The sequence below is a fragment of the Pseudomonas sp. Leaf48 genome, from assembly GCF_001421885.1.
Classification (GTDB): domain Bacteria; phylum Pseudomonadota; class Gammaproteobacteria; order Pseudomonadales; family Pseudomonadaceae; genus Aquipseudomonas.
In genome coordinates, this window is sequence record NZ_LMLH01000009.1 from 30803 (window position 1) to 48936 (window position 18134).

23 protein-coding genes are annotated in these 18134 nt (G+C 59.5%); 13 read left to right on the forward strand and 10 right to left on the reverse strand.

Translation table 11 applies throughout. The features are described 5' to 3' along the window. The first annotated feature begins 63 nt into the window (after window positions 1-63). Window positions 64-498, forward strand: coding sequence for a DoxX family protein (locus ASE98_RS08445; RefSeq protein ID WP_060540920.1), 435 nt, complete (start codon window positions 64-66; stop codon window positions 496-498). A gap of 249 nt (window positions 499-747) precedes the next feature. Further along, a complete protein-coding gene (locus ASE98_RS08450) occupies window positions 748-1056 on the forward strand; it encodes a hypothetical protein (RefSeq protein WP_060540921.1) in 309 nt (102 codons plus the stop codon). A 16-nt stretch (window positions 1057-1072) separates the two neighbouring features. Here ASE98_RS08450 and greB read toward each other — a convergent pair whose 3' ends face one another. The 3 genes from greB to ASE98_RS08465 are packed head-to-tail and all read right to left on the reverse strand — an operon-like array spanning window position 1073 to window position 4792. Beyond that, window positions 1073-1570 carry a transcription elongation factor GreB gene (greB, locus tag ASE98_RS08455; RefSeq protein ID WP_060540922.1) on the reverse strand — a complete coding sequence of 166 codons (498 nt, stop codon included), beginning with the start codon at window positions 1568-1570 and terminating at the stop codon, window positions 1073-1075. A 34-nt stretch (window positions 1571-1604) separates the two neighbouring features. Then, on the reverse strand, window positions 1605-4109 hold the full coding sequence (locus ASE98_RS08460) for an ABC transporter permease (protein ID WP_060540923.1): 2505 nt from the start codon (window positions 4107-4109) through the stop codon (window positions 1605-1607). Further along, window positions 4109-4792 (reverse strand): ABC transporter ATP-binding protein, encoded by a 684-nt coding sequence (locus ASE98_RS08465; protein ID WP_060540924.1) that lies wholly within the window; start codon window positions 4790-4792, stop codon window positions 4109-4111. Before ASE98_RS08465 ends, ASE98_RS08460 begins: the two co-directional genes overlap by 1 nt. A 10-nt stretch (window positions 4793-4802) precedes the next feature. Between ASE98_RS08465 and ASE98_RS08470 the strand changes: the two genes are divergently transcribed. The 3 genes from ASE98_RS08470 to ASE98_RS08480 all read left to right on the forward strand — a co-directional run bounded on the left by ASE98_RS08470 (window position 4803) and on the right by ASE98_RS08480 (window position 6831). Continuing rightward, the gene (locus tag ASE98_RS08470) at window positions 4803-5408 is read left to right on the forward strand and encodes an arylesterase (protein ID WP_060540925.1); all 606 of its coding nucleotides are present in this window, start codon (window positions 4803-4805) and stop codon (window positions 5406-5408) included. Window positions 5409-5464: 56 nt separating this feature from the next. Next, window positions 5465-5758 carry a hypothetical protein gene (locus ASE98_RS08475; RefSeq protein ID WP_003226812.1) on the forward strand — a complete coding sequence of 98 codons (294 nt, stop codon included), beginning with the start codon at window positions 5465-5467 and terminating at the stop codon, window positions 5756-5758. Between the two features lie 101 nt (window positions 5759-5859). Continuing rightward, window positions 5860-6831, forward strand: a complete 972-nt coding sequence (locus ASE98_RS08480; RefSeq protein ID WP_060540926.1) for a L,D-transpeptidase family protein — start codon at window positions 5860-5862, stop codon at window positions 6829-6831. 124 nt (window positions 6832-6955) lie between these two features. On the opposite strand, the gene oprI is transcribed toward ASE98_RS08480, so the two are convergent. Beyond that, complete coding sequence (gene oprI / locus ASE98_RS08485; protein ID WP_007943620.1) at window positions 6956-7207, reverse strand: outer membrane lipoprotei OprI; 252 nt, start codon at window positions 7205-7207, stop codon at window positions 6956-6958. 640 nt (window positions 7208-7847) lie between these two features. On the opposite strand from oprI, the gene ASE98_RS08490 reads away from it, so the two are divergent. Then, window positions 7848-8135 (forward strand): GNAT family N-acetyltransferase, encoded by a 288-nt coding sequence (locus ASE98_RS08490; protein WP_020800382.1) that lies wholly within the window; start codon window positions 7848-7850, stop codon window positions 8133-8135. A gap of 85 nt (window positions 8136-8220) precedes the next feature. Here the strand turns inward: ASE98_RS08490 and ASE98_RS08495 are convergent, their stop codons facing one another. Together ASE98_RS08495 and ASE98_RS08500 are read right to left on the reverse strand one after the other, a co-directional pair. Beyond that, on the reverse strand, window positions 8221-9297 hold the full coding sequence (locus tag ASE98_RS08495; protein ID WP_060540927.1) for a 3-deoxy-7-phosphoheptulonate synthase: 1077 nt from the start codon (window positions 9295-9297) through the stop codon (window positions 8221-8223). Window positions 9298-9479: 182 nt separating this feature from the next. Continuing rightward, window positions 9480-9923 carry a PilZ domain-containing protein gene (locus ASE98_RS08500; protein WP_060540928.1) on the reverse strand — a complete coding sequence of 148 codons (444 nt, stop codon included), beginning with the start codon at window positions 9921-9923 and terminating at the stop codon, window positions 9480-9482. Between ASE98_RS08500 and ASE98_RS08505 the strand changes: the two genes are divergently transcribed. The 5 genes from ASE98_RS08505 to cysB all read left to right on the forward strand — a co-directional run bounded on the left by ASE98_RS08505 (window position 9922) and on the right by cysB (window position 13874). Continuing rightward, entirely contained in the window at window positions 9922-10308 is a 387-nt protein-coding gene (locus ASE98_RS08505; RefSeq protein ID WP_060540929.1) for a thioredoxin family protein, read from the forward strand. The two genes, ASE98_RS08500 and ASE98_RS08505, sit on opposite strands and share 2 nt — an antisense overlap. Further along, window positions 10305-11261, forward strand: a complete 957-nt coding sequence (locus tag ASE98_RS08510; protein ID WP_060540930.1) for a putative 2-dehydropantoate 2-reductase — start codon at window positions 10305-10307, stop codon at window positions 11259-11261. The genes ASE98_RS08505 and ASE98_RS08510 overlap by 4 nt, the downstream gene beginning before the upstream one ends. Before the next feature lie 20 nt (window positions 11262-11281). Next, window positions 11282-12187: a 5'-nucleotidase gene (locus ASE98_RS08515; RefSeq protein WP_060540931.1), complete on the forward strand. Its 906-nt coding sequence runs from the start codon at window positions 11282-11284 to the stop codon at window positions 12185-12187. Window positions 12188-12282: 95 nt separating this feature from the next. Next, window positions 12283-12786 (forward strand): universal stress protein, encoded by a 504-nt coding sequence (locus ASE98_RS08520; RefSeq protein WP_060540932.1) that lies wholly within the window; start codon window positions 12283-12285, stop codon window positions 12784-12786. A gap of 113 nt (window positions 12787-12899) precedes the next feature. Next, a complete protein-coding gene (gene cysB / locus ASE98_RS08525) occupies window positions 12900-13874 on the forward strand; it encodes an HTH-type transcriptional regulator CysB (protein WP_060540933.1) in 975 nt (324 codons plus the stop codon). Between the two features lie 6 nt (window positions 13875-13880). On the opposite strand, the gene ASE98_RS08530 is transcribed toward cysB, so the two are convergent. Next, window positions 13881-14363, reverse strand: a complete 483-nt coding sequence (locus ASE98_RS08530; protein WP_060540934.1) for a GreA/GreB family elongation factor — start codon at window positions 14361-14363, stop codon at window positions 13881-13883. 2 nt (window positions 14364-14365) lie between these two features. Next, window positions 14366-14776, reverse strand: coding sequence for a hypothetical protein (locus tag ASE98_RS08535; RefSeq protein ID WP_060540935.1), 411 nt, complete (start codon window positions 14774-14776; stop codon window positions 14366-14368). A 124-nt stretch (window positions 14777-14900) separates the two neighbouring features. On the opposite strand from ASE98_RS08535, the gene earP reads away from it, so the two are divergent. Beyond that, a complete protein-coding gene (gene earP / locus ASE98_RS08540) occupies window positions 14901-16043 on the forward strand; it encodes an elongation factor P maturation arginine rhamnosyltransferase EarP (protein ID WP_060540936.1) in 1143 nt (380 codons plus the stop codon). A gap of 48 nt (window positions 16044-16091) precedes the next feature. Next, a complete protein-coding gene (locus ASE98_RS08545; protein WP_060540937.1) occupies window positions 16092-16661 on the forward strand; it encodes an elongation factor P in 570 nt (189 codons plus the stop codon). A gap of 204 nt (window positions 16662-16865) precedes the next feature. Here the strand turns inward: ASE98_RS08545 and ASE98_RS08550 are convergent, their stop codons facing one another. Both ASE98_RS08550 and ASE98_RS08555 read right to left on the reverse strand, forming a co-directional pair. Continuing rightward, on the reverse strand, window positions 16866-17285 hold the full coding sequence (locus ASE98_RS08550; protein WP_060540938.1) for an organic hydroperoxide resistance protein: 420 nt from the start codon (window positions 17283-17285) through the stop codon (window positions 16866-16868). Window positions 17286-17617: 332 nt separating this feature from the next. Continuing rightward, a complete protein-coding gene (locus ASE98_RS08555; RefSeq protein ID WP_060540939.1) occupies window positions 17618-18079 on the reverse strand; it encodes a MarR family winged helix-turn-helix transcriptional regulator in 462 nt (153 codons plus the stop codon). Window positions 18080-18134 lie beyond the last annotated feature (55 nt).

Sequence of the window (18134 nt, forward strand, 5' to 3'; positions counted from 1 at the left end):
GCGCTTTTAACATGGAATTTACTGATTAATATAGCGGCCAACCCACTACAAGGAAGCAACAGCATGAGCACATTGATCAACAGAGTACTGTTTACCCGCGCCGGCTACGGTTTGACGGTATTGCGCATCTTCGTCGGCATCATCTTCGCGGCCCATGGCGCGCAGAAGCTCTTCGGGGCATTCGGTGGTTACGGGTTGGCCGGCACCGCGCAGTACATGGAAAGCATCGGCCTGGCGCCGGGCTACCTGATGGCGACGCTGGCGGGGGGGACCGAGTTTTTTGGCGGCCTGGCCTTGATCATCGGCCTGCTGGCTCGTCCGGCGGCGCTGGGCCTGACCTTTCTTTCGCTGGTGGCGATTTTCTCGGTACACATCAGCAACGGTCTGTTCATGGCCAACAACGGGTATGAGTTCGCCCTGGCCTTGCTCGGTGGCAGCATCGCGGTGTTGATCGAAGGCGCCGGCAAGCTTTCGGCGGACCGCCTCATCGCCGACTGACCGCTCTGGTTCAATGATAAAGGCCTGCATTGCGCAGGCCTTTTTTGTTTTGCGTCATTCTTGACACTGTCCGGTCAGCTTCTCTAGGATGTTGCTCATGCGCCGATTTAAACAGCTACTTGCGGGGCGCCAGGTGACTCATTCAGTCACCGACAGAAGCTTGAAACAGGCTTCGAAATACCGCTAAAGCGCTGGTTCGGTGTTGCCTCTCACCTGCCATGCAGACTTTTGAGGCAGAGACACGACACAATGAATGCATTAAACCCTGTTGTACGTCCCGCGCCGATCACGGCACATCTCACCCAGCGCAATCCAAAAATCCTGCTTGGCGGCAACCATCAGCCGACGCTCCTGCGGTATCTCGACGGCTGGCCACGTCGTACCGGCGGTCCGGCAGCCTTCCTGATCCAGTTTGTCGAAGACGGTGAATCCCTGGCCCGTTTTGCCAATGACAGTTTTGATCTGGCGGTGATTCAGTCCCCCAGTGTCGAAGAGGCTCCCGAAGTCATCAAGCAACTGACCCGTGTCGCCCGGCAAGGCCTGATTACCCGCCGTTGACTCACCGCGTTGCATTTCAGGGATATTCGATCGCAACGATGTACACGCACTGCTCGTCGGTCGGCGTCTGCACCCGGACCTCGGCGTCGAGTGCCTTGCCGATCAGGGCTCGGGCCAATGGTGAGTCGATGCTGATCAGCCCTTGCTTGAGGTCCAGTTCATCCGGCCCGACAATGCGGTAACGTGCCTCCTTGCCGTCCTCGTCTTCAATCGTGACCCAGGCGCCGAAATAGACCTTGTTCGGATCACTGGGTTTTTCGCTGACGACCTTGAGCGCTTCCAGACGTTTGGTGAGAAAGCGCACGCGACTGTCGATCTCGCGCAGCATCTTTTTGCCGTAGGTGTATTCGGCGTTTTCCGAACGGTCGCCCTGGGCGGCGGCTTCGCTGACAGCCTGAGTCACTTGCGGGCGGCGCACGTGCCACAGTTCATGAAACTCGGCACGCATCCGCGCTTCACCTTCAGGGGTGATCAGCGCGGTGCCGGCGGTGCGGGGAGGGCGGTAACGGCTCATGGCAACTTCTTTTGAGGGTTATGGCTGGAGTCTATCAACCCTCGCGCAGGACTGTCAGGGGGCTGGCGTTCAAGGCGCGACGGGTACCGAACACACCGGCACCACCGATCAACACGGCACCGATCAATGGCAGTACCAACAGCCACGGATGCGGATGCCACGGCAGGTCAAACGCAAAACGGTAGAGCACCAGGCTCACGACTTCCGAACCCAGTGCCGCCAACAAGCCGCTGACCGCGCCGAGCAAACCAAACTCGATACGCCGAGCCTTGACCAGTAATTGCCGCTCTGCGCCCAGCGCCCGCAGCAGTGCGCCTTGGCGAATGCGTTCATCCAGCGTCGCCTGCAAGCCGGAGAACAACACCGCCATCCCCGCCGCCAGTACGAACAACAGCACGTATTCCACCGCCAGAGTGACCTGGGCGAGGATGCTGCGCAATTGCTCCAGCAACGCTTCGACTTGCAGGATCGTCACTGCCGGAAAACTGCGGGACAGGTCAACGATCTGCTGGTCATGGCCGGCCGCCAGATAAAAACTGGTCAGGTAGGTCGCCGGCAGGTCCTTCAGGGTGCCGGGCTGGAAGATCATGAAGAAGTTGGGCTGGAAATTGTCCCAGTTGATCTCGCGCAGACTGGTGACTTTCGCCTCGCGGTTGACTCCGCCGACGGTGAAAATCATATGGTCGCCGAGCTTGAGCTTCAGGCTTTCGGCAACCTTGCCTTCCACCGACACCCCAGGAATATCGTCGGGTGCCTGATCGCTCCACCATGTGCCCGCGGTGATTTTATTACCCGCGGGGAGGTCCGCCGCCCAGGTCAGGCTCAGGTCGCGCTGGATGGCGCGATCACCCGCCGAGTCCTTGCTGACAATGTCCTGCACCGGGTCACCGTTAATGCTGATCAGGCGCCCGGGCACTACCGGGTACAGCGGCGCCGATTGTGCCGATACGGCGATCAGTCGATCGGTGAAGGCCTGTTTGTCTGCCGGCAGGATGTTCAAGGCGAAATAATTGGGTGCGTTTTTCGGCAACTGGTTCTGCCAGGTGTCCAGCAGCTCTCCGCGCAGCAGGGCGATCAGCGCCATCGACAACAGAATCAGGCCGAAGGCCAGGGATTGCCCTGCTGCTGCCAGCGGATGACGCAGTAATTGACCGAGTCCAAGCCGCCAAGGCAAGGACGCGCGAGCGAGCAGGCGCCGCAGGCTTTTGAGCAGCAGCAACAGCAGTCCGCCCAGCACCAGCGCTGCAATCACCCCGCCGCCGAGCAGGGCGAAGGTCAGCACCAGGTCCAGGCTCAGGCGCCACATGATCAGCCCGAGGGCGCCCAGTGCCGCGCCGTAGACCATCCAGGTGCTGGAAGGAATCGGCAACATGTCGCGACGTAATACCCGCAGGGGTGGAACCCGACCCAGGGCCGCCAGAGGTGGCAAGGCAAAGCCGGCCAGGGCCACAAGCCCCGTACCGATTCCGGCGAAGGCCGGAAACAGGCCGCCCGGCGGCACATCGGTCGGCAGCAGATCATGCAGCAGGGCGAACAGGCCGAGTTGCGCCAGCCAGCCAATGGCGGCGCCGCTCAGACTGGCGAGCAGTCCCAGGACGGTCAGCTGTAAACTGAACAGCAGCAGGGTTTCCCGACGGGACAACCCCAGGCAGCGTAACAACGCACTGGCATCAAAGCGCCGGGTGGCGAAGCGCGTTGCCGACAGCGCCACCGCGACACCGGCCAGCAACACCGCCACCAGACTGGCCATATTCAGATAACGCTCGGCCTTGCCCAGCGCGCCACCGATCTGCCGGTTGCCATCGCGGGCGTCCTGCAGGCGCTGGTTGGCGGCGAGCCCCGGTTTGATCAGTTGCCGATAGGTTTCCAGCGCCTGGGCATCGCCGCGCCACAGTTCGCGGTAGCTGACCCGGCTGCCCGGTTGCACCACGCCAGTGGCCTGCAGGTCACTGAGATTGATCAACACCCGCGGCGTCAGGCTGTAGAAGTTGCCGGCACGGTCCGGCTCGTAGGTCAGCACGCGTGCCAGCTTCAGGGTTTTCATGCCCACGTCGATGCTGTCGCCGATCTTCAGCTCCAGCGCCGTCAGCAGTCGCGCCTCGACCCAGGCTTCACCGGGTTTCGGTCCACCGCCTGGCTCTTGCGGGGCAAAAGGGGTGGGGGCACTCTTGAGTTCGCCGCGCAGCGGATAGACGTCGTCGGCCGCCTTGATGCTGGACAGCTGGATGCCGTTGTCGGTGGCGATGACACTGGAGAACTCCACCACCTGTGCATGTTCGAGTCCTAGTCCCGTGCCGCTACTGATCTGTTCCGGCCGTGCCGGCGAACTGCCTTCGAGCAACAGGTCGGCACCGAGGAACTCGGTGGCGCGCAACATCATGGCGCCGTTCAGGCGGGCGCCGAAGTAGCCGATGGCAGTACTGGCGGCTACGGCCACCAGCAGGGCGAAAAACAACACGCGCAACTCACCGGCGCGGGCGTCGCGCAATAACTGGCGGATGGCGAGACTGAACAGGCGCAACAGCGGCATGCGTACCATCAAGGCTCCAGAGGGGCGACCAGCAGGCCGGCTTCAAGACGGATCAGGCGCCGGCAGCGATGGGCCAGGCGTTCGTCGTGGGTCACCAGCACCAGGGTCGTGCCGCGCTCTTTGTTGAGTTCGAACAGCAGGTCGCTGATGCGCTCGCCCGTATGGCTGTCGAGGTTGCCGGTGGGCTCGTCGGCGAACAGCACGTCGGGTTCGGCAGCAAACGCACGGGCAATCGCCACGCGTTGCTGCTCACCACCGGATAGTTGGCGAGGCGAGTGAGTCAGGCGTTGGCCAAGGCCCACCCGCTGCAGCAATTGGGTGGCGCGTTCACGGGCATCTTTGCGCCCGTCGAGCTCAAGCGGCAGCATGACGTTTTCCAGGGCGTTGAGACTGTCGAGCAGCTGGAACGACTGGAAGACAAATCCCACATGCTCGGCACGAATGCGAGCGCGCTGGTCTTCATCGAGGTTGCTCAGGCCTTGCCCGGCGAGGGTGACCTCACCGCTGCTCGGCAGGTCGAGGCCGGCCAGCAGGCCCAGCAGGGTAGATTTGCCGGAACCGGAAGCGCCGACGATGGCCAGGCTGTCGCCCTTGTTCAGTTCCAGGCTGAGTTCGTGCAGGATGGTCAGTTCACCTTCCGCGCTGGGGACCACTTTGCTAAGGTTCTTCGCGGTGAGAATGCTTGCGTCCATGGAGAATCCGATGCGTGTGTGGTTTTTGAGTGCCGGCCTGGCCTTGATGTGCATGGCCCAGAACGCAGCGGCCGGTACTGTGCTGATCGTTGGCGATAGTATCAGCGCCGGTTTCGGGCTGGATACCCGGTTGGGGTGGGTGTCGTTGCTGGAGCAACGGCTCAAAGGGGAAGGTTTTGACGATAAAGTGATCAATGCCTCCATCAGTGGTGACACCAGTGCAGGAGGCCAGGCGCGCCTGCCTGCGCTGCTTGCAGAGCATAAGCCTGAGGTGGTGATCCTCGAGTTGGGTGGCAACGATGGTCTGCGCGGGCTGTTGCCAACACAATTGCAACAAAACCTTGCGTCGATGATCGACAGCTCCCAAGCCAGCGGTGCCAGGGTGCTGTTGCTCGGCATGCAATTGCCGCCCAATTACGGCGCCCGCTACACCACAGCCTTCGCCGAGGTCTACAGCAATCTGGCTGAGGAGAAAAAAGTCCCGCTGGTGCCATTTTTCCTTGAAGGTGTGGGCGGTCATCCGGACCTGATGCAGGCCGATGGCATACACCCGGCGGCCGGGGCCCAGAGCAAATTGCTGGATAATGTCTGGCCCATCCTAAAACCGCTGTTATGACTCTTTTCTAGGCGCGGGCTTTCGGCTAAGGTGGCGCCCCCGATTTGGAGCCCCCGATGCCGCGTCCCGCCTGGTCACTTTTTGCCTATCAACTGATCGAGCCTGACGAGCAGCTGGATCTGTTCGCCTGCCAGGAAGTGCGGGTGCATCTGGTGACCCGTCAACTGGAGTTGGGCGGCTCGGCAGACCGGACCTTGTGCGGCAGCCTGTTGCCGGCACAGCCCCGCTGGTCTAGCGTCGATCGTCGGGTGTTCCAGGATCAGCGCCTGTGTTCGCTGTGCCGCGCCATCCTCGAGTCGCAGAAGCGCGGCACCTCGCCCATCTGGCCGGAACTGCGGTTCGAGTTGTGAAGCAGCAACGTTAGCTTACTATCGGCCAACTCCCCGAATCACTGGGCAGCGGTGTACAATCTCGCGCCTATACCCTCTGTTGATCACGAAGGATTTTCCGGATGTTGCCGCGCTTTCCTGCCGTCACCCGCTGCCTGACTCTTGCTGCCCTGTTTGTGGCCGGCCCAGTTGCAGCATTGGAGCTTCCCCTGCCACCGCCCGGCGAAGACATCATTGGCCAGGTCCAGGTGATAAAGGCCAAGTACGAAGACACCTTCGCCGACCTCGGTACCGCTTACGACCTGGGCTACACGGAAATGGTTGCGGCCAACCCGGGCGTCGATGCATGGTTGCCGGGTGCCGGCACCGAAATCATTCTGCCGACCCGTTTCATCCTGCCGCCGGGACCGCGTGAAGGCATTGTGATCAACCTGGCCGAATACCGCCTCTACTACTACCCGAAAGGCCGGAACGTGGTGTACACCTTCCCGCTGGGTATCGGTCGTGAGGGCTGGGGCTCGCCGATTGCCCATACCAGCATCACCGCGAAGACACCGAACCCGACCTGGACCCCTCCAGCGTCGATCAAGGCCGAGCACGCCGCCGACGGTGATCCGCTGCCCAACGTGGTGCCGGCAGGCCCGGACAACCCGCTGGGGCCGTTCAAGTTCACATTGGGCACACCGGGCTACCTGATCCACGGTTCGAACAAGAAGTTTGGCATCGGCATGCGCACCAGCCATGGCTGCTTCCGCATGTTCAACAACAACGTGCTGGAAATGGCCGGCATGGTGCCGGTGGGGACGTCGGTGCGGATCATCAATGACCCGTACAAGTTCGGCATGAGTGGCGGCAAGGTTTATCTGGAAGCGCACACGCCGCTGGACGACAAGGGCAACCCTTCGGTGGTCGACAAGCACACCGCGGTGATCAACGCGATGCTCAAGCGTGAAGACATCACCAACAACCTGCGCATGAACTGGGATGTGGTGCGTGATGTGGTTGCGGCTGAAGACGGTCTGCCGGTGGAAATCGCGGTACCGGGGACGGCTGCGCCGATGGTGTCGAGCACGCCGCTCGACCTGCAGCAGTAACGCCTGCAAAGAGCCCGCCGGCGCTGACTGCGCCGGCGGGTTTTTTATTGCCTGGAGGAAACGCCGGGCAATAAAAAAGCCGACCCAAAAAATGGGTCGGCTTGATAACAATCCCGAAGGATTATTACTTGCGGCTAGCTTTGTCCAGCATGCGCAGAGCACGCTCGTTAGCTTCGTCAGCAGTCTGTTGTGCTTTTTGAGCAGCAGCCAGAGCTTCATCAGCTTTACGGTAAGCTTCGTCTGCACGAGCCTGGGAGCGAGCAGCTGCGTCTTCAGTAGCGGTCAGACGTGCTTCAGTTTCTTTGGATGTGCTGCTGCAACCGGTAGCCAGAACTGCGGCCAGAGCCAGAGCAGAGAATTTCAGAACGTTGTTCATCGTGTTCCCCTTCAAGGACTTTCTATTAAGTGACTGTCTCCTCAGAGTGAGGAAATAGCCGGCGTACATACTACCCATTACTTGTAGTAAGTAAAACTGACGTGAAGCAAGAAGCATAAAAAATTGTAGGCGTTGATTCTTTTTCGAGCAACTTTTAACGACATTGTATAAAAAATATCCAGCTACAAGCCCCGATCCTGAGCGCGCCGCAACGGAAAAGTTCCCTGTTTACGGGCTCTTTTTGCCGACCTTGGCTAAAGGCAGTCTATATGGATTCGTTTACACTTTTATTCGGATTTTGCGCGGTGCGTCCCATATCTTTCACCATGTTCAGGTGACTTTAACAAAGGGCGTTCGTCTCAAGTCTCAACATCCGGCAATGTTCAGGCTCTCGACCTTGGGGGGATCTACGGTCGAGCCCTTCCTGCGTGACCTGGGGCAGCACCCGCCAACCTGTGTGATGACGAGCGTACCTTGAGCATTTCTGCCAATGGTGCCTACTATTTGTACGTGCTCGGTAACGCGAGATCGGTGCAGCTCTTCTCGGTGTCCATTCTGGCACGGGGTGGCGTAGATGTTCCTTCGCCGGAAAAACATCGGTAAGGTAGGGGTCGGAAATCCAGACCCGCGAGGAGTAGTGATGAGCGAGGCGTTGTCCATCCACCATGACCAGGCTGGTCATCAGTTCGAGACCAATGTGGACGGTCATCGTGCCTATCTGACCTATATGGATCTGGGGAAGCAGACCCTGGATATCTATCGAACCTTCGTGCCCAACGCATTGCGTGGTCGCGGCATTGCGGCGGCACTGACCGAGCAGGCTCTGCAGTACGCCGAGGAAATGGGTTACACCGTCATTCCATCGTGCTCCTACGTCGAACGCTACATGGAACGTCATCAGCGCCATGCCGCCAAGCTGAGCCAGTGAGCTTCAGTAAAACGAACGCATAAAAAAACGCCGGGTTCAGCCCGGCGTTTTTTTGTCTGCGTTTTTGGTGCGGCCAAACAGGCGATCAGGTGCGAGCGCGCTTGGGCAGCACATCCTTGAGCTTGGCATGCATGCTGCGCAAGGTGTTCTCTGTGGCGGTCCAGTCGATGCAGGCATCGGTGATCGACACGCCGTATTGCAGATCGGCGAGGTCTTTCGGGATTGCCTGGCAGCCCCAGTTCAGATGGCTTTCAACCATCAGGCCGATGATCGATTGGTTGCCTTCGAGGATCTGGTTGGCAACGTTCTCCATCACCAGCGGTTGCAGGGCCGGGTCTTTGTTGGAGTTGGCGTGGCTGCAATCGACCATGATGTTGGGCTTGATCTTCGCTTTGTTCAGCGCCTGTTCGCACAGCGCAACGCTCACCGAGTCATAGTTCGGCTTGCCGTTGCCGCCGCGCAGCACAACGTGACCGTAGGCATTGCCCTTGGTGGTGACGATCGATACGCCACCTTCCTGGTTGATGCCCAGGAAGCGGTGCGGGCTGGAAACCGACTGCAGGGCGTTGATCGCAACGGTGAGGCCGCCGTCGGTGCCGTTCTTGAAGCCGACCGCCGAGGACAGGCCGGAAGCCATCTCACGGTGGGTCTGGGATTCGGTCGTACGAGCGCCGATGGCCGACCAGCTGATCAGGTCCTGCAGGTATTGCGGGGAGATCGGGTCGAGGGCTTCGGTGGCGGTCGGCAGGCCCATTTCGGCCAGGTCCAGCAGCAATTGGCGACCAATGTGCAAGCCATCCTGAATCTTGAACGAGTCGTCCAGATACGGGTCGTTGATCAAGCCTTTCCAGCCCACGGTGGTTCGTGGTTTCTCGAAATACACGCGCATGACCAGATACAGGGTATCGGACACTTCTGCCGCGAGCACTTTGAGGCGCTCGGCGTACTCGTGCGCCGCCTTGATGTCGTGGATCGAGCAAGGCCCGATGACGACGAACAGGCGGTGGTCGGTACCATCGAGAATGTTGCGAATGACTTCGCGGCCCTTGGTGACGGTGCGCAGGGCTGCGTCGCTCAGGGGGATATCGCGCTTGAGCTGATCTGGAGTGATCAGTGTCTCGTTGGAGGCGACGTTTAGGTCGTTGATCGGTAAATCAGCCATCGTTTACTCGTCAGGTCACGGGTGCGGCCGCCAGCGAACCCGCGCGGCGGAGCACAGCAAATTAAGCGCGTCGGGGAGCCGAACCTTAGCGCGTTACACCGTGGCTCGACAATGGGCAGACGCGGGTTTGGAGGGCATTCTCAAACAGTTTTCCCCTCGTGCCGGGGAAAACGAGAATGTTTCTAATCCAGCGCAGGTTGGGCAAATGCCTTGTGCACCGATTCGTGGGAGAATTCGTTGGCATGTTCCTGCACCCATTCGAGGGCCAGGGCCTGAATACCCTGCAGGTCGTCGTGGCTGTCATGCAGGCGACAGTAGCGCTCAATCTGGCAGACTTGCTCGCCCATTCGGGCGCTAAACAGTGTCTGTTCGTCGACAAAGGCAATACCGACCAGATAACCGCGCTTGCGTCGCAGGCACCAGGCGACATACCCCAGATAACGCATGTCCGGATTCAGGGTTGGCATGCGCACTTCCAGCGCCGTACCGTGGCGCCATGCACGGTGATAATTGCAAGCCATGCCCCCCAGGCTGATAGTGTGCAGCTGTTGCCGCGAGATGCATTCGGGTTTGAGCAAGGTCAATTCGACGGGTATATCGTCAGGATGAGGAAGAAAACGTCCCATGAGCACGGACTCCATGTGTCGGTCATCTGACATTGTTTTCCCCAGTATAGTGGTCGAATCGGAACTGACCGATTTCGACGCCGACCAACGGCTGCTGGCGATGAGCGGTGTTTCGCTGGTTGTGTTTACCAGCGTTGGCTGCGCCAGTTGCCGTTATGCCCGCGAGCAACTGCCCGGACTCGAACTGGCGGTCGATCGACTGTGCTGGATCGATGCCGGAAACAACGGCGGCCTGGTCGAGCGTTATTCGGTTTTTCACTTGCCGGCACTGTTTGTCGTGCGTGACGGTGAGTTTTATGGGGCATTGCAATCGCGCCTGACCCGTATCGAGCTGAATGCAGCCTTGGGCCAGGCGTTGGGTGGAACAGCAGAGGAGTTGCCATGAAGGGGACAGTTGCCAAGCCGGTAGTCGGCATTATCGGGACGGGCGCAATTGGCGGTTTCTACGGTGTGATGCTGGCGCGGGCAGGGTTTGATGTGCATTTTCTGCTGCGCAGCGAGTTCAGCGCGGTGGCCGAGCGCGGCCTGCACGTTGATAGCGCGCCCCATGGCGCGCTGACGTTGAATCCGGTTCAGGCTTATTCGTCGGCTGAAGACATGCCACCCTGCGACTGGTTGCTGGTCGGCGCAAAAACCACCAGCAACGCGGATCTGGCACCGGCCATACTCAGGGCCGCGGCGCCGGGGGCGAAAGTGCTGCTGCTGCAAAATGGCCTGGACGTGGAAGACAGCTTGCGCCAATTGCTCCCCGACTCACTGCATGTGCTAGGCGGGCTTTGCTATATCTGCGTCCATCGCGAAGGCCTCGGGGTGATCACTCATCAGGCGCTCGGCGCGGTGCATGTCGGCTATCACAGCGGTTGTGCCGATGAAGCGGCGCGCACAGCGATCGTCGAAGAAGGCGTCGGCCTGTTCCGCGCTGCCGGCATCGACTCCCAGGCCATGGCGAACCTGAATCAGGCGCGCTGGCTGAAACTGGTGTGGAATATTCCCTACAACGGTCTTTCGGTTTTGCTGGGGGCAAGCACCACACCGCTGATGGCCGATGCCGATAGCCGTATGCTGGTCAAGGCATTGATGGATGAAGTGGTCCAGGGCGCCATCGCCTGCGGTCATGAGGTGCCGACGGGTTACGCCGAGCATTTGTTCAAGGTCACCGAGAATATGCCCGACTACTGGCCGAGCATGTATCACGACTTCCTGCACAAGCGACCACTGGAGCTGGCCGCGATCTATGCCCGTGCGCTGGTGGTGGCCAGGGCGGCGGGATGTGAGATGCCGCGCATCGAGGCGTTGTATCGTAGCTTGAGTTTTATTGATCGACGCAACCTGGGTTGATCGACCCGAGGGGGAAGGGCATGCCGAAGGTTATTGACGACAAACTGGTGCTGGCGATTTCTTCGCGGGCGCTGTTCGACCTGAGTGAAAGCCACAAGGTTTTCGAGGCGAGTGGTGTCGAGGCCTACCGGCAATATCAGATTGAACACGAGGACGAAATCCTCAAACCCGGCGATGCCTTTCCGTTGGTGCAAAAGCTCTTGAGCCTCAATGCCAGGCTGGGCCGCGCCCGGGTCGAGGTAATTCTGGTGTCGCGCAACAGTGCCGACACCGGCCTGCGGGTGTTCAACTCGATCGACCATTACGGGCTGGCGATTTCCCGCGCGGCATTTGTCGGCGGGCGCAGTCCGTACCCCTATCTAAAGGCCTTTGGCTGCGACCTGTTTCTCTCGACCCACGCCGAAGACGTACGCAATGCACTGGACGCCGGGTTTGCAGCGGCGACCATTTTGTCCGGCGGTGCCAGCCGCGCGGCCAGTGACGAATTGCGCATCGCCTTCGATGGCGATGCGGTGTTGTTCTCCGACGAGTCGGAGCGTGTCTATCAGTCCGGTGGTCTGGAAGCGTTTCAGGCCAGCGAACGTCAAGCCGCCCGTGAGCCATTGCGCGGCGGGCCGTTCAAGGGGTTTCTTGCCGCACTCAATCTGTTGCAGCGCGAGTTTGCGGACGACGCCTGTCCGATCCGCACCGCCCTGGTGACGGCCCGGTCGGCTCCGGCCCATGAACGGGTTATCCGTACCTTGCGCGAATGGGATATTCGTCTGGACGAGTCGCTGTTTCTTGGGGGCCTGACCAAGTCGGCGTTTCTCGAGGCGTTCGCGGCCGATGTGTTTTTCGACGATCAGGCCGGGCATTGCGAATTGGCCCGTGAAGTCGTCGCCACCGGTCACGTACCCCATGGCATCAGCAATGAGCTAAAGGTTTAACCCCGCCGTTCAATGTGTTACGCCGGACGTCGTAGTCGCCAAGGCACTGCTAAGCTGAATCAAATCCGAGCCATCTTGCCACTCAAGGAGGTCATATGATTCGTTCGATGTTGTATGCCACCGACCTCGGACTGTACGCACCTGTAGTGATGCAGCACGCCCTGGAGCTGGCTCGAACCTTCAATGCCAACTTGTATGTGGTGCACGCGGTCGAGCCCATGGGGCTGTTTGCCGAATCTGTATTGCAGAGCTATCTCGATGAGCAGGCACTGAACGAGTTCCACAGCCAGGGTCTGAATACGGTGATAGCCAACATTGAACAGCGCGTACTGGACAGTTTTCGTGAAGAGTTGGGTGAGGATGGCGAGCATGACCTGGCGCGCATCCAGGCGGTACGCGTGCTGCAGGGGGATCCGGCTCAGGTGATTCTGGAGCAGGCGCAGAAACTCTCCGTGGATTTGCTGATCGTAGGTAGTCACAGCCAGGGGGCAGGTGTGGACACGCCATTGGGGCGCACCGCAGCGCGTGTGCTGCAGCTGGCCAAGGTGCCGGTCTATCTGGTGCCGCTGGTGCAACGTCGTCGCCAGGGAGATTTCTAGAGCATCAATAGTGGCAGTCTGATAAAAAAGTTCTAGATTTATTCTTCACGCCATTAATATAGTTATATACCGTCGCTGATGCCCGTGGCGTCTACCTGCTTTGAGGGATTGATATGAAGCTTCAACAATTGCGCTACATCTGGGAAGTGGCGCACCACGACCTCAACGTTTCCGCTACAGCCCAAAGCCTTTACACCTCTCAACCGGGTATCAGCAAACAGATCCGTCTCCTTGAAGACGAACTGGGCGTCGAAGTTTTCGCCCGCAGCGGCAAGCACCTGACCCGCGTCACACCAGCCGGTGAGCGCATCATCACTACCGCTGGCGAGATTCTGCGCAAGGTCGAAAGCATCAAGCAGATTGCCCAGGAGTTCTCCAACGAGAAGAAAGGCACGCTGTCGATTGCCACCACTCACACCCAGGCGCGATATGCGCTACCGCCGGTGATCAGCAATTTCATCAAGCAATACCCGGATGTTGCCCTGCACATGCACCAGGGCTCGCCGATGCAGATCGCCGAAATGGCCGCTGACGGCACCGTTGATTTCGCCATTGCCACCGAAGCGCTGGAACTGTTCGGCGACCTGGTGATGATGCCGTGCTATCGCTGGAACCGCTGCGTGGTCGTGCCTCAGGGCCACCCTTTGACCAAACTGACGAAGCTGACCCTCGAAGCGCTGGCCGAATACCCGATCGTGACTTACGTGTTCGGTTTCACCGGCCGTTCGAAACTCGACGAAGCCTTCAGTCATCGCGGCCTGACGCCGAAAGTGGTGTTCACTGCGGCCGACGCCGACGTGATCAAGACTTATGTGCGTCTGGGCCTGGGCGTAGGCATCGTGGCGAAAATGGCCGTCGATACCAAACTCGACAGTGACCTGGTGGTACTCGATGCCAGCGAGCTGTTCGAATCCAGCGTGACCAAGATCGGTTTCCGTCGCGGCACCTTCCTGAGGGGGTTCATGTGCGACTTCATCGAGAAGTTCGCGCCGCACCTGACCCGCGAAGTCATGGCCAAAGCCATTGCGTGCCACAACAAGCAGGAGCTGGAAGAGCTATTCGACGGCGTCGAACTGCCCGTTCACTGATTTTGGCTAGACGACCTCGGTGACAGCGTACTGTTGCCGGGCACCCGCCACCAGAATTTCCACCTCATCACCCTCGAACTTGCCCAGCAGGCTTTTGCCCAGGGGAGAGCGGGGGGTGATGACGGTAATCAGCTGGCCCACCAGATCGACTTTCAAACCTGCCGCGTCGGGCGCCAGAAACAGCCATTGCTCGCGACCCTTTTCGTCTTCGAGCCCGAGCAACGCGCCCACTTCAATGCCCCGCCGAGCGTCGTAGGCACGCAGTACCAGATTCTGGCAGAGCGTCAGCGACTGGCGAATTTCCTCCACCCGCCTGGCCTGCCCGGCCGCCAGGTAAGAGGCTTCCAGGCCCAGGGTGTCGTACTTGTTCTCGGCGATGTTTTCTTCGTGGGTCGCGGTTTCGTAAGCGGTTTGCGCAGCACGTTCGGCGATGTCGAGATCGATCCGCAGCTTGTCGAGAATCAGTTGGTGGACGCTGAGTTTGTTCATGATCAATCGCAGAACTGCAGGACGTTGGCGCGACTTTTTTCGCTGGGTATGGTCCGGTCCTGCTGCAGCCAGAACTGGCAGGCAGGATTGGCCAGATTGCGGCCGCTGCTGCGCGCCTGGTCGAGTCGTTGCTGTTGTTCGTTCTTGCGCAGGTTTTCTTCGTACTGGTCGAACAGCGGGCTCTGCGCCGGGATGTCCGGTACCGGTTGCGCCGCTACCGGCGGTTTGGCCAGTTGCTCGATCGCTGCCGAGACCGGGGCCAGTTGCTCGCTGAACAGCAGGCGCGAAGCGAGCCAGCAGGTCAGCGCGATGGCGACGAAACCCAGCCATACGCCGAGGGCAATACTGCCGGTCAGTTGCAGGGCATTGAGCCGGATCGGCAAGTGACGGCGGGGGGTGGCACGGTAGGTCATGGTTGCCTCCTGGCGAAGGGTCGCGGGCGAGTGCCGATTGTCGCATGAAGATTAATTGCCGTCGGCTCTTCTGCGCGGGGTAATTTATGCGGACAATCGGCGCCTTTGCCAACGGGAGCCCGCAATGCCTGAACTGAAAACCCGCTGGGATATATTTTGCACCGTGGTGGATAACTTCGGCGACATTGGCGTGACCTGGCGCCTGGCCCGGCAACTGGTAGCCGAACAGGGTCTGGCGGTACGCCTGTGGGTCGATGATCTGCGGGCTTTCGAGCGTCTGTGCCCGGATATCGACATCCACCTTTCGCAGCAGTGGCAACAGGGTGTCGAGGTACGTCAGTGGCCCGCCGAGTGGCCGCCGACGCAAGCTGGCGATGTGGTGATTGCCGCGTTCGCCTGCCAGTTGCCCGGCGCTTACATGGAGGCCATGGCGGAGCGGGAAAAACCGCCGCTGTGGATGAATCTCGATTACCTGAGCGCCGAGGACTGGGTGATTGGCTGCCACGGCTTGCCTTCGGTGAAGTACAAGAATGTGCAGAAGTACTTTTTCTTCCCCGGATTCCAGAAGGGCACCGGCGGTCTGTTGCGTGAGCGCGAGTTGCTGGAGCAGCGCCGGCAATTTCAGCAAAGTCCCGAAAGCCAGCGAACATTCCTGCAAGGTCTGGGAGTTGATCGCGCGCCGGGCGCGCAGTTGATCTCGCTGTTTGCCTACGAAAATACCGGGCTGGCCAGTTGGCTCGATGCAATGGCCGCAGATTCGACGAGCACTCATCTGTTGGTGCCCGAAGGTCGGATTCTTGGCGATGTCGAGTGTTGGCTCGCAGAGAAGGGGCTGGCAGCCGGCGCCGTGCATGTACGGGGTGCCTTGACCGTGCAAGTGCTGACGTTCGTCCGCCAGGATCAATATGACCGCTTGTTGTGGTGTTGCGATTTCAATGCCGTGCGCGGCGAAGATTCCTTCGTGCGCGCCCAATGGGCCGGCCGGCCGTTGCTCTGGCACATCTATCAGCAGGAAGAAGACGTCCACCTGGACAAGCTCGAAGCCTTCCTGGAACTCTATGTAAAGGGCCTGTCTGAACCTGCGGGCGAGGCGATCAGCGGTCTATGGCGAGCATGGAATGCCGGTGAGAAAATGACCGACCACTGGCAATCCACTCGTAAACACTGGCCAGAGCTGGAAAAACACGCCGAGAAGTGGTGTCTGGAACAGGCCTTGCAGGCCGATCTTGCCACGGCGCTGGTACAGTTTTATGGAAATTGGATATGATACGCGGCCTAGATTTTTGTAAATCCCATCCAAATTCGGATATTCGCAATGAAAACTGGTAAAGAACTGAAACCCGGTACCGTGATCCGTCTCGAAAACGATCCTTGGCTGGTTCAGAAAGCTGAATTCACCAAGTCTGGTCGTAACAGCGCGATCATGAAGACCAAGCTGAAAAACCTGCTGACCGGTTACAAGACCGAGATCGTTTACAGCGCCGACGACAAACTGGACGACGTAATCCTCGACCGTAAAGAAGCGACCCTGTCCTTCATCAACGGCGACACCTACACGTTCATGGACACCACTGACTACACCATGTACGAGCTGAACGCCGAAGACATCGAAAGCGTTCTGCCATTCATCGAAGAAGGCATGACCGACGTCTGCGAAGCCGTGTTCTTTGAAGAGCGCCTGGTTTCCGTAGAGCTGCCGACCACTATCGTGCGTCAGATTGACTACACCGAAGGTTCCGCCCGCGGCGACACTTCCGGCAAGGTGATGAAGCCTGCCAAACTGAAGAACGGTACCGAGCTGTCGGTTGCTGACTTCATCGAAATCGGCGACATGATCGAGATCGATACCCGCGAAGGCGGTTCCTACAAAGGCCGTGCCAAATAAGCACTGCTTGAGGAATGAAAAAGCCCGACCATTGAGTCGGGCTTTTTTTCGCCTGGATGAAACCCGCCTCCTGTAGGAGCGAGCGTGCTCGCGATGGTCTTTAACGATAACGCGGGCTTGCTGAGTGCCCGCGTTGTCTGGACGCTCCTCGTCGGTACGCCGCCCGGAGCCTGCTCGCTCCTACAGTAGGGCACTTGCCAACGGTTAGACCGCAACGTGAAGACGCACATCTACATTGCCACGGGTAGCGTTGGAGTACGGGCAAACCTGGTGGGCGGCGTCGACCAGACTTTGCGCGTCGGCCTGTTCAAGTCCTGGCAGGCTGACATGCAGGTCGATGTCCAGACCGAAACCGCCAGGGATCTGGCCAATGCCGACGTGTGCGGTGATCGAAGTATCGTTCGGGATGCTGCGTTTGCTCTGGCTGGCAACGAATTTCAGGGCGCCGATGAAGCAGGCGGAGTAGCCAGCGGCGAACAGTTGCTCCGGGTTGGTAGCTGCGCCACCTGCACCGCCGAGTTCTTTCGGGGTAGCGAGTTTGACGTCGAGGATGTTGTCGCTCGAAACCGCACGACCGTCACGGCCACCGGTGGAAGTTGCGACTGCGGTATAGAGAGTTTGCATGGTGGAAGCCTCATTTGGAATTTGGTGTTTTGCGCTAAATGTTTGCGCATTAAGTAAGTGCGAGATGAATATATTGCGCAAATAATTAGCGCGCAATATAAATTCTGAAAAAATCCCCAGTGATCAAGTCGATGACGGCATGTGACGGGTTGTGAGAGCCGGTTTAGAGCCTTTCCGGCAGGCTTCTCAGCGATGAATATTTTTGCCCAGTGAAAAACAACTGTGGGAGCGGGCTTGCTCGCGAAGGCGCAGGGTCAGGCAATCCAGAGGTTGACTGACACATCGCTTTCGCGAGCAAGCCCGCTCCCACAGGTTTTTTGTATGACTTGAGGTTAGAGGCTGGCTTGCAGGTGGCTGCGCAGTTCTTGTAGCTCCGCTTGCAGTTTCTGCAGTCGCTGCAGCGTCATCCCGCTGGCGCCGAGGATGCATTGGGGGATGCCACGGGCCTTGTCGCGCAGGGCGCGGCCCTGTTCGGTGAGTTCGACGATCACCACCCGTTCATCTTCGCGACTGCGGGTGCGGCTGAGCAGGCCTTCGGTTTCCAGGCGCTTGAGCAGGGGTGTGAGCGAACCTGGGTCGGTCAGCAGCCGTGTGCTGATTTCGCCTACGGTCAAACCGTCCCGTTCCCACAGCACCATCATCGCCAGGTATTGTGGGTAGGTCAGGCCCAGCGCTTGCAGCAGGGGTTTATAGACCTTGGTCATCATCAATGAAGTGGAATGCAGGGCGAAGCAGGCCTGATTGTCCAGCAACAGATGGTCGCAGTTGTCCGGGGTGCCGTGTTTGGTGGTCATGTCAAAGCCTTGATCTGTGATTTATAGAATCTAGCGGCCAAATCTTTAATGCGCC

Excerpts from the sequence above, each read along its gene's own strand:
- ASE98_RS08555 (WP_060540939.1), bottom strand. The coding sequence starts at position 18,079 with ATGACCACCAAACACGGCACCCCGGACAACTGCGACCATCTGTTGCTG.
- ASE98_RS08445 (WP_060540920.1), top strand. The coding sequence starts at position 64 with ATGAGCACATTGATCAACAGAGTACTGTTTACCCGCGCCGGCTACGGT.
- ASE98_RS08505 (WP_060540929.1), top strand. The coding sequence starts at position 9,922 with ATGAGCACGGACTCCATGTGTCGGTCATCTGACATTGTTTTCCCCAGT.
- ASE98_RS08475 (WP_003226812.1), top strand. The coding sequence starts at position 5,465 with ATGCCGCGTCCCGCCTGGTCACTTTTTGCCTATCAACTGATCGAGCCT.
- greB (WP_060540922.1), bottom strand. The coding sequence starts at position 1,570 with ATGAGCCGTTACCGCCCTCCCCGCACCGCCGGCACCGCGCTGATCACC.
- ASE98_RS08515 (WP_060540931.1), top strand. The coding sequence starts at position 11,282 with ATGCCGAAGGTTATTGACGACAAACTGGTGCTGGCGATTTCTTCGCGG.
- ASE98_RS08535 (WP_060540935.1), bottom strand. The coding sequence starts at position 14,776 with ATGACCTACCGTGCCACCCCCCGCCGTCACTTGCCGATCCGGCTCAAT.
- ASE98_RS08460 (WP_060540923.1), bottom strand. The coding sequence starts at position 4,109 with ATGGTACGCATGCCGCTGTTGCGCCTGTTCAGTCTCGCCATCCGCCAG.
- ASE98_RS08450 (WP_060540921.1), top strand. The coding sequence starts at position 748 with ATGAATGCATTAAACCCTGTTGTACGTCCCGCGCCGATCACGGCACAT.
- ASE98_RS08530 (WP_060540934.1), bottom strand. The coding sequence starts at position 14,363 with ATGAACAAACTCAGCGTCCACCAACTGATTCTCGACAAGCTGCGGATC.
- ASE98_RS08495 (WP_060540927.1), bottom strand. The coding sequence starts at position 9,297 with ATGGCTGATTTACCGATCAACGACCTAAACGTCGCCTCCAACGAGACA.
- ASE98_RS08480 (WP_060540926.1), top strand. The coding sequence starts at position 5,860 with ATGTTGCCGCGCTTTCCTGCCGTCACCCGCTGCCTGACTCTTGCTGCC.
- ASE98_RS08520 (WP_060540932.1), top strand. The coding sequence starts at position 12,283 with ATGATTCGTTCGATGTTGTATGCCACCGACCTCGGACTGTACGCACCT.
- ASE98_RS08500 (WP_060540928.1), bottom strand. The coding sequence starts at position 9,923 with ATGGGACGTTTTCTTCCTCATCCTGACGATATACCCGTCGAATTGACC.
- earP (WP_060540936.1), top strand. The coding sequence starts at position 14,901 with ATGCCTGAACTGAAAACCCGCTGGGATATATTTTGCACCGTGGTGGAT.
- cysB (WP_060540933.1), top strand. The coding sequence starts at position 12,900 with ATGAAGCTTCAACAATTGCGCTACATCTGGGAAGTGGCGCACCACGAC.
- ASE98_RS08470 (WP_060540925.1), top strand. The coding sequence starts at position 4,803 with ATGCGTGTGTGGTTTTTGAGTGCCGGCCTGGCCTTGATGTGCATGGCC.
- oprI (WP_007943620.1), bottom strand. The coding sequence starts at position 7,207 with ATGAACAACGTTCTGAAATTCTCTGCTCTGGCTCTGGCCGCAGTTCTG.
- ASE98_RS08465 (WP_060540924.1), bottom strand. The coding sequence starts at position 4,792 with ATGGACGCAAGCATTCTCACCGCGAAGAACCTTAGCAAAGTGGTCCCC.
- ASE98_RS08550 (WP_060540938.1), bottom strand. The coding sequence starts at position 17,285 with ATGCAAACTCTCTATACCGCAGTCGCAACTTCCACCGGTGGCCGTGAC.
- ASE98_RS08490 (WP_020800382.1), top strand. The coding sequence starts at position 7,848 with ATGAGCGAGGCGTTGTCCATCCACCATGACCAGGCTGGTCATCAGTTC.
- ASE98_RS08545 (WP_060540937.1), top strand. The coding sequence starts at position 16,092 with ATGAAAACTGGTAAAGAACTGAAACCCGGTACCGTGATCCGTCTCGAA.
- ASE98_RS08510 (WP_060540930.1), top strand. The coding sequence starts at position 10,305 with ATGAAGGGGACAGTTGCCAAGCCGGTAGTCGGCATTATCGGGACGGGC.